This is a genomic window from Streptosporangium oxazolinicum (genome assembly GCF_039537505.1).
Lineage (GTDB): Bacteria > Actinomycetota > Actinomycetes > Streptosporangiales > Streptosporangiaceae > Streptosporangium > Streptosporangium oxazolinicum.
Genome location: NZ_BAABAQ010000020.1, coordinates 20542 through 35961 on the forward strand (window position 1 = coordinate 20542; position 15420 = coordinate 35961).

Here is a 15420-nt window from a genome sequence, read left to right on the forward strand (position 1 = left end):
GCCGGAGGAGGGTGCGCTGGCTGTCAGAACGGCGGGCCGTCCGGGTCGTACTGGCCTCGCTCGGGCCAGATCCGCAGAATGACGTCTTCGTCGTCGGGTTCCGGCCCGCCCAGGTAGGCGATGGCCTCCTGGTCTTCGGGGCGGCGCCCGCAGTCACGCAGGATCGCCCGAGCTGAGGCGATGAGGTGGCGGTCGGCGTCGCATGGCCCGTCGGCTACCAGGCGGCGGGCCGCGGTCAAGAACGCTTCTGACATCCAGCGCAGGATGTGCCGGTCCAGGGCGACCAGGGCGGACGCATCGACCTGCCGCGGCGGCGAGTGCTTCTCCGGGTCGTAGTCCGGCGTACCCCAGTAGGGGTGCCCTCCTACATCGACCGTCGGGGTGGCGTCCGGGCGGTACGACGTCGAGGCGAGGTTGCGGCAGAGGGCGGAGGCGTCCAGCACGTCGAAGATCGGGTTGTCCCGGAACATCGAGTGGCGGAGCCGTTCGTCGATGACGGCGTAGGTGCCGCGGCCGGGCTCGCCCACGGTGAGCCCGGCGGTTTGCAGCTTGGCCAGGGCGGAGGCGGCGGTGCCCATCGCGACTCCGTAGGAGGCCATGAGTTTGGTCTGGGACGGGAGTTGCTGGCCTGCGCGGATGCTGCCGCGGTGGATGGCGATGGCCAGGTCTCCCGCGATCCGTGCGGCGGGGGTCTCGGTATCAGTCACAACCCCAACCTATCTAATCAATCTAGATCGATCGGTAGGATCGCCGAGATGGCTCAGTCCACGTTGCTCCTCGCGCAACCCGGGCACACTTCGACAGCCTGATACGCGTTAGGCCGCCGCAGCCGCCACCCGGCCTTCTCGTACGCCCGCCGGTGAATGAGCCCCTCCCCGTCCGTCTCGGCAACGCCATCGCTCCACGTCGCGCCGCACCCATCGCAGGTGATCGTGCCAATCGGGCGCTCCCCCAGCCCCACAAAGCTCGTTGCCATGGTCCCTCCTCCCCTCGCCCGCGCTCAGGACCGTCCACGGCCCGGCGGCAACTCCCGGCGCGGCGGCGGCAACTCCCGCCGCGGTGCGCTCGGCCCCCGCCGCACCGGCGGGCCCGGCGCCGGCCCCGTCCGCTCGGCGTCCGCCCACTCGGGGCCCTGGCGCGGCCAGTCGCCGACCTGCGCGCCCGGGGGCAGGGACACGTCGAACGAGATCCGGATGCCCACCCCTTCGCGTTTGCCGTAGCTGCTCGCGTCGCCGACCTGCACCACGTCGGGGTAGGCCCGCAGGATCCACAGCATCCGCTCGGCGATCTCCCGGGCGTAGGGCTCGTTGTCGTCCATGAGACGGTTCCACACCATTAGGAATCCACCTCCGCAGAGACCGAGGGGAGGGCGGCCAACAGCGACGGCCGACCCGCCGGAGTCGCGCGCACCGCCTCCCAGTCGATCCCCCGGTCGGAGGCCAGGGCGTGGAGGTCGCCTGTCCGGTACAGCGGCACCTCGGGGACGTCGCGGCGCCGCTGGTACGGGCCTCGCCCCCATCCTTTCGGCTCGATGCGCCCGGCGCGCACCAGGTGGTCGAAGTCGGTACGGCGGATCAACAGTTGCTTCGCGGCCTCGTCCGCGGTGTGCATCTCCCCGTCCACGATCGCCCGCAGCAGCGCGGTCCGGTCCTCGAACGCTTCTAGGGCGCGCCCGCAGTACAGGACGTGGTCCTTGTACTCGGCGGGGTTGCCGTCCTCGTCGAGCGCCTGGGGCAGCAGGCCGCGGCGGTGGAGCTCCACCACGGCGTTCGCTGTCACCGTCACCTCCAGGTCGTCGAAGCGCTCGGTGAGTGCTTCGGCCGCGCGGTGCGCGCCGACGTCGGGTATGGCGCCCGCCCCGGCGACGATGGCCTCCCGGCGGGTCGCGGCGTCCTCGACCACGGCGGCCGGCCACCGGCGGGTCGCCTGATCCGCAGGGGGCAGGAGCCCGGCGGCCACCGCGCGCGCGACCTGCCACTCGGTCAGGTCCAGTCGCCTGGCGAGTTGGAGGGGGCCGTAGCTGGTGAGCTTGCGCGGCGGCGGGCTGGTGGGGGTGTCCGGCATCGGCGCTCTCCTCGTGGTGGGGCCGCCCGGCGGCGGCCGTATCGGGCCGACCGTACGCCCTTCCGCCCGTCCCCGCAACCACCTCGAATAGGCGCTGACCAGGGAGTTTCAAAGTTTCAACCTTGATTTCAAGGTTGAAACCTTGCAGGTGTCCGGATGCGGTCACGCCGAGCGAAGAACCCTGTCGAGGGAGGCCCGCCATACCTTCCCGGGCACGGTCACCTGCTTGGCCAGCTCCACATACCCCTCCCACAGATCGGGGGCGTTCACCTGCGTGATGATCCCGGGGTTGTTGTCGCGCCAGGCCCGCAGCGCCTCGATCGCGTCCTTACTGGTGTGCCAGCACGCGGCGTGCACCCGCTGCGCGAGCTCGGCCGGGATCCGGGTGCGGATCTGGACGGTCCACCCCTTGTCGATGCTGCCCGGCCACCGGCCCGCCTTCGGCGCGGTATCCGGCACCGGCGGCCAGTCGTGGTTCCAGCCGCGGCCGACCAGCTCGGCCCGCACGGCGTAGGCCGCCAACGCGGTGAGGGTGTCCAGCAGCTCTCCGCGCTCGCGCAACCCGGCCAGGTGGGCGCGCAGCTGGGCTTTCAGCCGGCGGCGCTCCGCCGAGGGCATGCTCCAGGTGATCGCCCACCGGTCCTCGGCGAGGACCTGGAGCAACTTGGCCTGCTCGGCGGCCAGCCGCTCCTTGAGCGCCTGCTGGGTGTGCGGGGTGGTCCAGATCGTGATGGGAGTCGTTCCTGCCATGACGCCCATCATGACATCTGACCAGGGACTTTCAAGGTTTCAACCTTGAAAAGAAGGTTTCAACTTTGGATGCGCCGGGTCCGCCGGTGCGGTCGCGGCCGAAACGAAATCCGGCCGGGAGACATCCGCTCACGCCTCCCGGCCGGGACCGATTGCGGCCGACTGTTCTACGCCTTCACCGTCCGGCAGGCGTACGGCCGCGTCTGACCCCACGAGCAGCCCTCTGATAGCGCCTCACCCGCGAGGGCTCTTCAATGGAGAGGGTGGGCTGTCACTCACTCGTACAAGGGCACGTGACTTCCTTCGGGCCCTCATCATCATCTCCCTCCACGATGAAGACTCCGTTGTCGTCGCAATTGCTGCAGTAGGACATTTCTTCTCCTCTGGTAGGTCGTGCATGACGAGGTCCGGCCAGGAGACGAGGGTGAAGCCTCCCGGCCGGACCAGTTACGGCCGACTGTTCTACGCCTTCACCGTCCGGCAGGCGTACGGCCGCGTCTGACCCCGCGAACGGCCCTTCACCGCTCGCGGGAATTTTCAGGCGGGTTCCCAGCCAGCACGGGGATGGAGCCGGCCGCGTGAGGGATTCTGCCGGGGCCGGGAGCCCGCAAGGGGCGGGCGGGCTTCCGGCCCGCTCACCCCTTCGGAGTCAGAGGACCGGGGAAGGTCTGACTCCGAAGGGGTTTCTTCCGGTGGTCATCAGGTGCTGCGGTACGCCACCCAGGACCGGCCCGCCGCGGCGACGCGAGCACGGCCCGCGCGTTCGTCGGGCGGCGCGGACTGAGCCCTGGCCAGCCGAGACAGCGCCCACAGCGCGGCCAACGCGGTCACGGTCTTTTCGGGGGCCTGCCGCCAGACAGGGATCTTGCTCAGCAGCTTCTCGACACGCTCCGGCGGGTGGCCCGCCTGCACGAGCCGGGGGGCGAACATGCACAGGTCGATCCACGCGGCGCCGCAGGCCGCGAGCGACCAGCCGATGATGTGCGCCCGGCCGTCACCGGGGATCCGGAAGGCGTTCCGATTAGGGTCGTAGTGCGCCAGCGTGTCACCGTGCAGCTGATCCAGGCTGAAGCCGCGCAGCGCCTCGTCGAACATCGCCCGGTGGCTGGCCTCGACGATGGCGCCATCGAGGAGAGGGGCGGCCTGGGTCTGAAGGAGGGCGACGTTGTCGGTGATGTCAGGGGCCTCCCCGGAGGCCCCCGGGCACGGTGTGAGCGCTTCGGCCATGTCGCCCAGCGTGTTCAGCACGAGCCCCACGTCCGGCGAGCGAGGCGACAGGTCAACGCGGCGGCCACCGAGGTGCTCATGCACCAAGACGAGCCACCCGCTCTGGTCGCCGCCCCAGTGCAGCCGCGGCGTCGGCAGGCCGTCCGGCAGCACCTGACACGCCCACCGCTCACGCACGTACCGATACGCCGAGGGGTGGGAGGCAGGCACGGCCTTGGCGAAAAACTCCCCGCGCTCGGTTTGCAGATGAGCAGACACCCCCGCGACCAGACCCTGGCCGGACGAGGCATGGAGGACCTGGCCGATCTCCCTCTCCACGGATCTACGTACGTCGAAGGGCAGGCTCTCCCAATGCGAGATCGTGACGCGGTCTTTCACAATCGGTCTCCTTGTGAGGGGCCCCGGTAGCAATGAAGAAATTTCCAGCGAAGTAGCCTCTGACCTGGGGTAACAGTGGCATTTGACGACTTGATGATCTGTGAATGCCGTGGCGTACCCGGTCTGACGGTGAACTTCAGCCCCGGCCCGCGGGCCGCAGGTCCGTGACCTGGACGATGAGCTGGGTGGCCAGCGCCCGCCCCAGCAGGGGGTGCTCATCCAGGCGAACAGGGACCTGGTGGTGGGTCTTCACCACCCGGCCGCCGTCGTCCTGGCCGTACAGGTTGGCCAGCACCCCGGTCGGGGTGTAATCGCCGACCGTGCACACGACCGGCTTCTCTCGGCGCAGGTACGGGCAGGCGGTCAGCGCCTCGTCCACGTGCGCCGCGCAGGTGGGCGGGTGAGCCGTGGGCCAGGGAGAGCGGAGATCACCGGCCACCGCGGCGGGCATGATCCAGCTGACGCGCCCGGTGGCGGGGTCGGTGGCCGACTTCCCGCACACCCGGCACAGCCCCCTCAGCATGCACCGGCGCTGGCGCAGCGTGTGAACCATGTTCCATTGGATCTTCCCGGCCCGCGCGGTGCCGCAGCGGGCCCACAGCGCGCCGAACATCCACTCCTGCGGGAGCGCGTCGCGGTAGGTCAGCCGGGTGGCTCCGTCCGCCCACTCGAAGGCCAGCGGCGGCAGATCCAGGCTCTCCTCGGCGTACGGCGTGATGTAGGGCTTGACGAGCCCCACCGCCACCGTCATGAGCCGCCACCCGGTCGAGCGGCGAGGATCAGGTCCGCGGCCTCTTGTGCCTCCCGCGCCGTGTGCACCGGGCCGCCCCGCAGGGACACCAGGTAGCACCCGGAGCGCTCCCCCATGCTCACCGTGGCGGTCACCGCCCCGTCGCCCCGCACGACCAGTTCGGGCTCGTGCATGTCGGGCAGCCCGTAGGTGATCGGTCGGCCGTTGTCGGACAACTTCAGGGTGATGGTCTGGACGGGGTACGAGCGGAATCCGCGCTCTTCCAGCAGCTGGCGCACGGCGGCCAACGCGCGGCTGGGCTCCTGCGCAGGTAGCGGTATGGCGCCTGATCGGCTCGCTGTGGCAGTGCTCACGGATACCTCCTCTTATGGCAGGGGTTCGCGGTGCGGGCCTGAGGCGGAGGTCAAGCCCGCACCGCCCTGTGCACCCTTCACCCGGCGTGGTTGGGGCGCACGGGTAGTGCAGCGCGGCGACCCAGGAGTGTTCCCTCCGCAGGCCGCCGCGCTGGTCTCATGGCGTCAGCTGTTCATCCGGCAGCCTGCCGAGGGCAGCGGCGATCTGGCCGGCCACGGCATCTATCTCGGTGGCGGGCGCCTTGTGTTTTTCGCGGCCCTGGCCTCGCCTCATCAGCGACCAGTGGTAGGACAAGCCTTCCTCGGTGACCTTGAGGTGGACGATCGCGTCGTTTCCCAGGTGCATCTCGGGATCCCCGCCGTGGTAGGTGACGGCCGGGTAGAGGCCGTACTCGCGCAGGCGGCCACGAAGGCGGTCGAGAGCATTGCTGGCCCGGACGATGCCCAGGGCCTGGTCTGGTGGGCGGTCGCGGCCGTTGCATCGCAGACTGACGCTGGGGGCGGCGGATACCGCGGCATGGCCGAGAAGCTCCTGCTGCCCACCGCTCGGTACAGCGCTGGGCAGCGTGTGGGGCGCCACTCCAGTGAGCGGCGGGGTGATTGAAGTCACATCACGACGGTAGATCGCTTATCTCTGCGCGTCATTGATACTTTCACTGGCGGCCCAGTGAAAGTATCAATTTGAGTGGCGTAACCGCAGGTCAGACTTTAAACCGGGACGCGAAGAGCGATGGCGAGTTTCCTTGTCTTGGGCGGGAGAGAACGGCTGCGGTCCAGGGTGTCAATCATGATCTGCTTGGCATATCGCTGAGCTATCAGCCATTCCGGTGAAATGCGGTATATGTCCTCCAAGACCGCCACCGCTTCGTGGGGATGGCCTGTGGCGCGAAGCGCATCCGCTACGTCCAGTTTATGACGATTCCTTCCAGCGGAGTCACCGTTGAGGAGCCGCGGGGGAATCCGCTCGGCGATTTTCAGCACCGTGTCGTACTTGTTGAGAATCCCCGCGTTTTCCGCGACGACCATGGTTACCGTGACCGGGCCGAACGTCCGGTGAGTGGAGGTATCCGATTCGACCTCGTACCCGATTCGCACCGCTGCGGCCCGCGCGAGCCGGATGGCGTCCTCTGCCTCCCCGGGCCGGTTGTCCCGGATGGCCGCGCTGCTGACACTGATCAGCATCCGCCCCCACATCGCGAGCTCCGCGCTGGAGGCGCGAGAGAACCGCGGCTCGATGTCGTCAGCAGTACGGATGGCCAGCTCCCTGGCCTCGGTGAGCATGCCCTGACGCAGGTACATCCACACCAGGGTCGCGGTCGCCGCCGCAGCGTCCAACCGGTCCTCGGCGGCATCCATGGCCTGGCGGATCGGCGCCTCGGCGCGGTCCCACTGGCGCAGCTGCACGGCCAGCCAGCCCACACCGTTGAACAGGCGGGAGCGAGCCGTACGAGCTTCGGGGCCCAAAGCATCGACGTCCCGGATCAGGAAAGGCAACAGCGTGGCGACCTCCCCGTACCGGTTGGCCGCCAGGAGCGGCTTGAGGCCGTCGATCTGGGATCGCAGATCGGTCAGAGACGGCGGCTCCTCAGGCTGAGGAAGCTTCCCGTGAAGGGCCTCCTCGACCGGCTTCCACAGCTGGGCGTCGATCGGCGGCTCCTCCTTGGGGACCGGGTTGCCTTGCAAGAGGATGCTGGTGTTGGTGCGCAGCGCCCTCGCGAGCTTGTGAAGGGTCCCCGCCCGGGTCTCGCCCGCGCGGTCCTGCTCGATGGCGCTGATGAGGCTCTTGGACACGCCAGCGAGGTCGGCGAGTTCCTGCTGGCTGAGCCCGCGCAGTTTCCGCATGTTCCGAAGCCGTTGGGGCAGACCGGCACGCGTGCTAACTTCTGACATAGCCCTGCTCTCCTAGTCTGACGATTCGACACCTTCAGGCTAAGGGGGCAGGGCTCACTTATGTGAGCGTTGGATTCAAGATCCTGGCACGGTAGATCTTCGTAACCCCCGGCGCGAGAAGCAGCCCCCGCACCCTTGCACCGTTTGACCTCGGCAAACAGCGCTCAAATTGATACTTTCATGGTCGTCCCCGCAAAGTGTCACTGACGGCCTGTATGGGGAAGCGTGCAATGCGTTTGTCAGTAAGTCGCACGCCGGGAACCGGAAGCCGATGCCAGAAGCAAGTGCTTCTGGCATCTCCGTCCCCTCGCTAAGCAACGAATCCATCACCCGGTGTCCGAAGCGGCGGCGCTCCTGATAGATCATCAGGTATGGGATTCCCAGCAGAGGCGAGCCTGGACGCTCTTCCCCGGGTCACCTGGAAGCAGGCCATGAGCAGCGGCCTCGACACCTACAGGCGCCTCGTCAACGCAGGCCTCCAGCCCGTCCGGCCGCCGGTGGCCATCACCGAGTTCGAACGGCGCCAGGTCAAGCTGTTCGCCCGCGCTGACGCGGTCAGCTTGCGCGAGGTCACCGGCCGGGCGATCGACTGGGCTTCTGCCGTCCTCGCCTCCGGCGCGGTGATCCTCGACACCGAGACGACCGGCGTGGACACCAGCAACGACAGGGCCGTGCAGCTCGCCGTCACCGACATGACCGGCCAGCCGCTCCTGGACACCCTCATCGACCCCGGCGTGACGATCCCGGACCTGGCGACTCTCGTCCACGGCATCACCGACGAGCACGTCTCCGGCCACCCCACGTTCGCCGAGGTGCTGCCCGAGCTCGATGACATCCTGGGCGGCCGGGACGTCGTCGTCTACAACGCGGCGTTCGACGGGGCGCTGCTGCGCGCCGAGGTCGCCCGAGTCCACGGCGACGAGTACGCCCAGCAGTGGACGCGGGCCCGCTCGTGGAAGTGCGCCATGCGCGTCTACAGCTGGTTTCAGGCGCAGTGGAGCGTCACCCAAGAGGACTGGAGGCGCCACAAGCTCCCCGGCGCGTCGCACGGCGCCCTGGGCGACTGCCAGGCCACACTGGAGCTGATCCGCTCCATGGCCGCCGCCGGGGACCCGCCGGAAGGGTCTGAGGATCCGGTGACCGACTCGCGCGGCAACCCTCTCGGCTGGCCGTCTCAGGTGGAGTAGGGCCCGGATCTCCGGTTACGACACGCCGCCGGAAGTGTTCCCCTGATTTTCTGATTCAGGTATAGGGTCAGCGACCATGAGTAGCCGTGGAAAACGAGGACGCCCGTCCAAGGGCGGCCACCGGATCCCCGTGCGGTTCCTGCACGACGACGTCTTCACGAGAACGTCAGACGTGGCCGGGGACCTGGGGTTCGACTCCTTCTCGTCCTACGCCGACTTCGTTTTCGCCCTCGTGCACGGCAAGTGGAAGAAGCTCGGCTTCACGAGCGAGGACGCCGCACGACAGTACCTGGCCGACCTCGGCCGCGGGGTCTTCCGCACGCCGCCTGACAGGGCACTCCAGATCCAAACGGGGCTGCTCACCGAAGACGCCGCGGCGTAGCCCCTCGTGGCTGACGCTCGAAGGGAGCTGTACCGAACGCTGTGAACCGCCGCGAGGTCGGCGGACCCTGAAAAACAAGAAGGACCCCCGCGCCGTTCTACCGCCAAGCAGAACGCAGGGGCCCTTCTTCACCTGACATCCGGCCCGGCTCGTCTCGGCTGGAGCGCTTTTGCGTGCCTGGCCGGTGTCGTGACGTCTGGAGCCCACGATAGTGGATGCGACCCAGGCTCGGCCACTCATGTCCGAAAGCGGCGTGTCGCTTTCAGGTGATACTGGCCTTGCCTCACACAATGATCACAACCGCGGACCATCGCCCCTGCCGTACGGCAAAACGCCCGGCCGGAGCCGTCGCGCGGTCTGCTACGAGGATGTGGACCGGCTGCCCGCCGTCCCCAGGACGACGTGGTTTCGGCTGGTGGCACTGGCCTGGTGGCGCGGCACGCTCGCCGATCGCTGCGCTCACCGCATGGCGCGCCATCTGACCCACCACGCGACCAAGAGCGGGCACCTCACCAACCTGCCGAAGGTCATCGGCCTGTACGCGTCCCAGCACCGGGTGGGGCGCCGTACGGCGTGGAAGGACCTGGGCCGCCTGGTCGGGCTCGGCATGCTGCGCAAGACCCTCGGGGCGGCCCCCGGCCAGTCCGCCCAGTACGTCCTGTGCTGGGACCTGGCCCGCCTGCCTGAGGACTTCCCCAAGAGCCTGGGCCGGGCCGTTGAGATGGTCACCGACAGCCCGAAGGCGTTGGCCGAGCGGCGGCCGACCCTGGCGGGGATTCACCGCGCTCTCGCTGACTGTGTCACGGTCCGGTACGGCTCCGCCTCGTGCTCGACGCCCATCCGAAGTCGTGGCTGTGGACTAGTGCACACGTCTCTCTATACGCACGACGGTTCACCCCCTCCCGCGACCGACACCCGTCTACGCGATCCCTCAACCGGTAACCGGCGAAGGTCCCAGGGGGAGAAAACACTCGACGAGAGGATGGAGGAGGCCCGGGAGGTGCTGGAGCGGTGCCGGGCACTGTGGATGATGCAGCGGGCCGGGCGGGTGCCACCGGGGACGGAAGTGCCGTCGAAGGCGGGCATGGCCTCCCTGGAACACCTGGTGGAGCTGCTGCTGCGGCACCTGCCGCCGACCGAGGTCGAGGAGCTGCTCTCAGATCAGGTTCGCTCGGCCCGGAGCATGGTGGGACTGGTGCAGTGGCGCATCGGCCGGCTGCTGCGCGGGATCCGGCGGCGCCGGAAGATGCGGGTGGACGACGCCGGGGTGCGGCACGCGGCGTGGATGGCCGAGCGGGCGGCCCGGTGGGAGGCGCAGTACGCGGGATCGGAGAACCGGCGGCGGGCGATCGCCGAGGCGCGGCGAGTCCAGGAGCAGCACGGGACATCGCAGGCGGTCGCGCGGGCGCGGCAGGCGGACACGGCGGCGGCCGCGGTGCGGTGGGTGACCGAGGAGGACTTCCCAACCGCGGTGCGGGATCTGGAGGACGGCGTGGACGAGGCGGCGCAGGCCCGGGAGGTGAAGCGGCTTCGGGCGGTCGCCCGTGCCCGGCAGGAGCGGCAAGCCAGGGCATTAGCGGGAGTTTCCGGGGGCGGGCCTTCTGCGGGCCCCTAAATCTGTGGATTCCTGCGCGGCGTGCTGCGCCCGTCGTACGGTTGATCAATGTCGTCAACCTCGCCTGCGGGACAGGGCAGTCCTGTGCCGACGATCACCGCTGACCAGGCCATCGCTGCGTTGGCGGCTCTGGGCGTTTCTCAGGCCGATGATGCGGAGAAGCCGAGTACGGCTTTCTTAGTGGGCAGCCTGCTGGCCCTCGTCGAGGGCGCTTTCTGGCAGGACCTGAACCGTTCGGATCTGCTCGACGCGCATGTGGGGTACATGGCGGTCGTGTCCGCGCTGGCCAGTAGCGAGGAGGGGGCGGCCCGGGGTTGGGCGGTGTTGCTCAACGACCGGATCAACCGCACCGCCATCGAAGTGCAAGAAGCCACCGAGGGAAACGGGCGCGCGTTCATCGAGGTGGCCGGGCCCGCGATGCTGGTTGCCGCGAACCTGCTCAACGTGCTCAACCACCACGCTCTCACCCAGGAGCTGATGGCCGAGACGATCGCCACCGCTGATCACAATCTCAAGGTCGCTCGTCGTAACCTCGGCGCTCTCCGGGGGTCGTTGCGCGGCGATGGTTTTGATCTGCCGTCTTGACAGGTCGCTGATCAGGGGATTTTCCTCCGATCGGTAGATCGTCGGCGGGTGATCACCGTACCGTTGACTTATGTCCGCCGAGGTGTCGCCGCCCGCACTGTTTCCGGTGCTCGACCCGACCGACGCCCGTGATGCCGCGCAGCTGCTCACCGAGCGGTACGCGGTCGGCGCCGACCTGGAGGCGTGGCGGAGCCAAGGGGTGACGCTGCCGTTGGAGCGGGCGGTGCTGGCCGTGTTCGCCGATCCCTCCCCCAGCAGGGACGCCCTCATCGCCGTGGTGGCGCTCGTTCCCCGCGGCCAAGCCGCGTGGGGTCTGTACGAGCACCTGGCCATGACGCTGGCGCGGGAGATGAGCCCGCCGGTGCCGTGGGAGCGCCTGGGGCCGTCGAAGCAGGCGGCCAAGCAGAAGTTCGAGCGGCGCGAGCGTGACGCCCCCCGCCCGGATCTGGGGCAGCTCGAACTCGAGCGGGCCCGGCCGCCGGCGGGGCAGCGGGCGTGGCTGGACGAGCACGCCGCAGAGCTGCGGCACGTGGTCAGCCTGTTGCAGGCGCATCGACCCGAGCTGCTGGACATCGACTCGCCGACGGCGTTCGCCGTGCATGACCTGGGCCGGGTGCAGTACCACCTCGGCGACCAGGAGGTCCTGGCCGCGGCGCGCCGGGTGGTCACGGCGATCCAGCACGCCGTGACCACCCGGGCCGCTCTGCCGGTGTGGGATCAGGTGCGGTTGCCCGAGGGCGCGCGCACGGCCGTGGATCGACTGGCGGCGCTGGTGGCCACCGCCCCGTAGTTCTCCTCTCTCTCGAAGGCCCCGCCCTCCCTGGGCGGGGCCTTTTTGGCTGTGCTCCTGACCTGCAGAAACGGAGGCAGACACAAGCGTCGCGATGTGCGTAGCTTCCGCGTTGCCCGCCTCTGCATGGCATGACCCAAATGCCAAGTGGACATCATTACAGAAGTAGCGTTATTCTGTAGTGGTTGACGGGTGGTGAGCGGCATCGCCTGTTGACGTACCGGAAGGAAACCGCTGTGAACAGCACAAACACGTGGAAAGGGGGTGTGAGATGGCCCGCGAGAAGCTGAGCGCCCCCGACGTCGTACCGGCGTACTCCGCGCTCATCGCCCTGGTCGCCGGAGCCCGCGCGGACATGGACGTGGACCAGGTCACCGCCGAGATCGTCAGCTGCCCCTGGAGCAAGACGCTCGTCCTGGAGGCCGCCCGCGCGATCTGGGAGGAGCCCCTCCCCCGACTGAACATCGCCAGCAACGTCGTCCCGGTGGCCTCCCACCGGGTGCCCGTCACCGACGTCCAGAAGGCGGCCTACGCCGACCACGCCCGCAAGCTCATGGCCCGCAGCCGGGGGGACCGGCCGTGACCACCACCTACCGGGCCGGATGCGGCACGTTCCTCGGGCTGCGCCTGCACCAGGCCAGCGGAGAGACCCCCTGCTCCCTGTGCCTGGAGGGCGAGGCCGACCGGCTGCTGGTCGCGAAGCTCGTGAACGAGTCGCTGCCCGTGCGCCCCTCCCCCATCAGCCGAGCGATCACCTCCGAGCAGGCGGCCCTGAACCGCGAGGTGCTCGCCGCCGCCCTCACCCCCGCCCGCCACCTGGACGCGGCATGACCGGCCCCCAGCCCCCTGCGTGGGTCGCCGACGCCTTCCCCCAGCCCGGCCGCCACTGGCCCGACTGCGAGCGCTCCCACCCCGCGTGCGCCTACCAGCTCGGCCTCACCCACGGCCGCGCCCTCACCCCCCACACCGCGAAGGACCCCGCCGTGCCCAACACGCTCGACCCGCTCAGCGTCGGCGCCGCCGCGCTGAACCTCACCGTGCACATCGGCTACGCCGTCGCCGCCCACGTCCAGGACCAGAACCCGGACCTGCCGCTGGTCGTGACCGCCAACCACTTCCAGCTGCTGCGCCCGCCGCCGAACGCCTCCAACGACATGGAGCGGGCCAACCCCTCCCACGGCCGCCACCACTCCCAGCACGGCCTCGCCTGGACGTACTGGATGATCGCCCGCCAGGAAGGCATCACCATCGGCGCCTACGGCGCTCACGCCCCGGGCACCGAGCAGGTCGTCCCGCGACCGTACCCCGCCCCGGTGGCCGAGCCGATCTGCGTGGTTTACGAGTACGGGATCTACACCGACCCCTCCGCGATCGCCTACGCCGACTACGTCGAGCGCGTCCAGGCCGAGCTCCGGCGGCTGCAGGGCGTCGTCATCAACGCCCACCAGGCGTGGCTCGATGCCGAAGACCAGAAGCTGCTGCGCGCGATCGTCACCGACGACGTGGCCGAGCGGGGCGTGCCGACGTGCTGACCGCCCCCGCCGAGAACCTCACCGTCCTCGCCGAGGGCGTCGCCGACGCGTTGCCCTCCCCGCTGCCCGGCGGCATCTACCCCCGGGCGTGGGCGACCTGGGCGGCCGTCACCGCTGGTTCGTTCGCCGTGCTGGAGGTCGCCGCGCTGCTGTCGGAGCCCGGCCCGAAAACGCTGTCGGCCCAGCTTCGCCGCCAGCGCCACATCAGCGGTGCGGCGATCGCCATCGGCGCCGCCTGGCTGGTCCACCACGTCGTGTGGTGCGGCAACGACACCACCCCCTGACGTCCCTCACCCCGCCCACCCGGGCGGGGCCCTTCTCTCACCCGAGGACATTCCGTGAAGGAAACCCCGAGCGGCACCGCCGCTCCCCGCAAGGCCTCCCGCAGCATCACCGTGTTCGCCCTGGCCGCCCTGTCGCTGTCGCTCGTCGCCGCTTGCGCCGACGAGCCCGAGACGCCGCCCGTCACCGCCGACTGCGTCGTCAAACAGCCCGACGGCTCCTACAAGGCCGTGGACGACAAGCTGTGCGACAACCCCGGCGGCGCCCAGAGCGCTGTCGGCTTCTGGCCCGTCTGGATTTACGGCGGCTCCTACGACTCCCGCACTCACCGCGTGACTGGCGGTTCGAAGTTCAGGCCGCTGAACACGAACATCAACGCTCGCTCCGGCCGTGTCATCACCAGCGGTTTCGGCAGCAGTGCCAAGGGCGGAGGCGGTTCCTGATGCTGCGCCTCCAGGGCCGGGCCCGGCCGAACTGGCAGGAGATCGTCGAGTCCCAGGGGCTCGGCTTCCACCGCAACGTCCCCCAGGGGCAGCACGGCCGCCCGTACTGGGACGAGTCCGTCCACTACTCCTTCGCCCTCGCCGAGGTCGAGGACCTCGAAGGAGTGGTGGAGGAGCTCCACCAGATGTGCCTGGCGGTCGTCGAGCACGTCATCACAACGAAGCGGTTCGCTGACTTCGGCATCCCCGAATGGCTGCACGCGCCGATCACCGCGTCATGGAAGCGCCGCGACCCGCACCTGTTCGGCCGGTTCGACCTCTGCTACGAAGGCAAGACGCACCCCAAGCTGCTGGAGTACAACGCCGACACCCCCACCAGCCTGGTGGAGTCCGCGGTCATCCAGTGGGAATGGATGACCGCCGTCCACCCGGACGCCGACCAGTGGAACAGCCTCCACGAGCGGCTCATCGACCGGTGGAAGCAGATCGACCCCGGCCCGCTGCACCTGGCCTACACCGCGACGGAGGAGTCCGGGGAGGACGCCCTCAACGTCGCCTACATGGCCGAGACCGCCACTCAGGCGGGCCTGGCCACCCAGGTCCTCACCATGGAGGAGATCGGGTGGGAGACCGGCCTCCAGGCGTTCGTGGACAGCCAGCACCGCACGCTCGGCGCCCTGTACAAGCTCTACCCGTGGGAGTGGGTCATCGCCGACCAGTTCGCCGGCGGCGCCATCGAGGCGCAGTCCTCCGGCACCCCGTGGGTGGAGCCGCTGTGGAAGATGCTCCTGTCGAACAAGGCGCTGCTCGCGCTGCTGTGGGAGCTCAACCCCGACCACCCGAACCTGCTGCCCGCCTACCTCGACGGGCCCCGGGACCTCATCTCCTACGTGTCCAAGCCGCTGCTGGGCCGCGAGGGCGCGTCCGTGCGGATCGTCACCCCCGCCGGCGTCACCGAGAACGCTGGCGACTACGGGACCGAGGGGTACGTCTTCCAGGAGTTTTGGCCGCTGCCGGAGTTCGACGGGTGGCGGCCGGTGCTGGGGGCGTGGGTCGTTGGCGATCAGGCCGCCGGGCTCGGCATCCGCGAGACCGCCGGGCTGATCACCGACAACACGTCGTCGTTCGTGCCGCACCTCATCGTCGGCTGACACCCCCGCCTGGTGGGTGCGAGCCGGACGCCCCGGCTCG

At 69.4% G+C, this 15420-nt stretch carries 20 protein-coding genes; 11 read left to right on the forward strand and 9 right to left on the reverse strand.

The features are described 5' to 3' along the window. Positions 1-23: 23 nt before the first annotated feature. From ABD817_RS36950 to ABD817_RS36990, 9 genes are all read right to left on the reverse strand, one after another. Complete coding sequence (locus ABD817_RS36950) at positions 24-707, reverse strand: GntR family transcriptional regulator (protein ID WP_344923089.1); 684 nt, start codon at positions 705-707, stop codon at positions 24-26. Between the two features lie 293 nt (positions 708-1000). Continuing rightward, the gene (locus ABD817_RS36955; protein ID WP_344923090.1) at positions 1001-1318 is read right to left on the reverse strand and encodes a hypothetical protein; all 318 of its coding nucleotides are present in this window, start codon (positions 1316-1318) and stop codon (positions 1001-1003) included. A gap of 17 nt (positions 1319-1335) precedes the next feature. Further along, positions 1336-2064 (reverse strand): hypothetical protein, encoded by a 729-nt coding sequence (locus ABD817_RS36960; protein ID WP_344923091.1) that lies wholly within the window; start codon positions 2062-2064, stop codon positions 1336-1338. A 162-nt stretch (positions 2065-2226) separates the two neighbouring features. Further along, on the reverse strand, positions 2227-2814 hold the full coding sequence (locus ABD817_RS36965) for a hypothetical protein (RefSeq protein ID WP_344923092.1): 588 nt from the start codon (positions 2812-2814) through the stop codon (positions 2227-2229). 699 nt (positions 2815-3513) lie between these two features. Continuing rightward, positions 3514-4419, reverse strand: a complete 906-nt coding sequence (locus ABD817_RS36970; RefSeq protein ID WP_344923093.1) for a phosphotransferase family protein — start codon at positions 4417-4419, stop codon at positions 3514-3516. 136 nt (positions 4420-4555) lie between these two features. Continuing rightward, positions 4556-5170 (reverse strand): hypothetical protein, encoded by a 615-nt coding sequence (locus ABD817_RS36975; RefSeq protein WP_344923094.1) that lies wholly within the window; start codon positions 5168-5170, stop codon positions 4556-4558. Continuing rightward, positions 5167-5523 (reverse strand): hypothetical protein, encoded by a 357-nt coding sequence (locus tag ABD817_RS36980; RefSeq protein WP_344923095.1) that lies wholly within the window; start codon positions 5521-5523, stop codon positions 5167-5169. Before ABD817_RS36980 ends, ABD817_RS36975 begins: the two co-directional genes overlap by 4 nt. Before the next feature lie 157 nt (positions 5524-5680). Further along, positions 5681-6133: a hypothetical protein gene (locus ABD817_RS36985; RefSeq protein ID WP_344923096.1), complete on the reverse strand. Its 453-nt coding sequence runs from the start codon at positions 6131-6133 to the stop codon at positions 5681-5683. A 98-nt stretch (positions 6134-6231) separates the two neighbouring features. After that, positions 6232-7413 carry a helix-turn-helix domain-containing protein gene (locus ABD817_RS36990; protein ID WP_344923097.1) on the reverse strand — a complete coding sequence of 394 codons (1182 nt, stop codon included), beginning with the start codon at positions 7411-7413 and terminating at the stop codon, positions 6232-6234. 371 nt (positions 7414-7784) lie between these two features. On the opposite strand from ABD817_RS36990, the gene ABD817_RS36995 reads away from it, so the two are divergent. From ABD817_RS36995 to ABD817_RS37045, 11 genes are all read left to right on the forward strand, one after another. Further along, a complete protein-coding gene (locus ABD817_RS36995; RefSeq protein WP_344923098.1) occupies positions 7785-8600 on the forward strand; it encodes a 3'-5' exonuclease in 816 nt (271 codons plus the stop codon). A gap of 76 nt (positions 8601-8676) precedes the next feature. Then, positions 8677-8982 (forward strand): hypothetical protein, encoded by a 306-nt coding sequence (locus ABD817_RS37000; protein ID WP_344923099.1) that lies wholly within the window; start codon positions 8677-8679, stop codon positions 8980-8982. 370 nt (positions 8983-9352) lie between these two features. Continuing rightward, the gene (locus ABD817_RS37005) at positions 9353-10597 is read left to right on the forward strand and encodes a hypothetical protein (RefSeq protein WP_344923100.1); all 1245 of its coding nucleotides are present in this window, start codon (positions 9353-9355) and stop codon (positions 10595-10597) included. Between the two features lie 84 nt (positions 10598-10681). Continuing rightward, positions 10682-11182: a hypothetical protein gene (locus ABD817_RS37010; protein ID WP_344923101.1), complete on the forward strand. Its 501-nt coding sequence runs from the start codon at positions 10682-10684 to the stop codon at positions 11180-11182. Positions 11183-11252: 70 nt separating this feature from the next. After that, a complete protein-coding gene (locus tag ABD817_RS37015; protein WP_344923102.1) occupies positions 11253-11972 on the forward strand; it encodes a hypothetical protein in 720 nt (239 codons plus the stop codon). 271 nt (positions 11973-12243) lie between these two features. Beyond that, positions 12244-12555 carry a hypothetical protein gene (locus ABD817_RS37020; RefSeq protein ID WP_344923103.1) on the forward strand — a complete coding sequence of 104 codons (312 nt, stop codon included), beginning with the start codon at positions 12244-12246 and terminating at the stop codon, positions 12553-12555. Next, positions 12552-12803 (forward strand): hypothetical protein, encoded by a 252-nt coding sequence (locus tag ABD817_RS37025; protein WP_344923104.1) that lies wholly within the window; start codon positions 12552-12554, stop codon positions 12801-12803. The genes ABD817_RS37020 and ABD817_RS37025 overlap by 4 nt, the downstream gene beginning before the upstream one ends. Then, the gene (locus ABD817_RS37030; protein ID WP_344923105.1) at positions 12800-13504 is read left to right on the forward strand and encodes a hypothetical protein; all 705 of its coding nucleotides are present in this window, start codon (positions 12800-12802) and stop codon (positions 13502-13504) included. The genes ABD817_RS37025 and ABD817_RS37030 overlap by 4 nt, the downstream gene beginning before the upstream one ends. After that, on the forward strand, positions 13498-13788 hold the full coding sequence (locus tag ABD817_RS37035) for a hypothetical protein (protein WP_344923106.1): 291 nt from the start codon (positions 13498-13500) through the stop codon (positions 13786-13788). The genes ABD817_RS37030 and ABD817_RS37035 overlap by 7 nt, the downstream gene beginning before the upstream one ends. Positions 13789-13842: 54 nt before the next feature. Continuing rightward, positions 13843-14229 (forward strand): hypothetical protein, encoded by a 387-nt coding sequence (locus ABD817_RS37040; protein ID WP_344923107.1) that lies wholly within the window; start codon positions 13843-13845, stop codon positions 14227-14229. Further along, on the forward strand, positions 14229-15380 hold the full coding sequence (locus tag ABD817_RS37045) for a glutathionylspermidine synthase family protein (RefSeq protein WP_344923108.1): 1152 nt from the start codon (positions 14229-14231) through the stop codon (positions 15378-15380). Before ABD817_RS37040 ends, ABD817_RS37045 begins: the two co-directional genes overlap by 1 nt. The last annotated feature ends 40 nt before the right edge of the window (positions 15381-15420 follow it).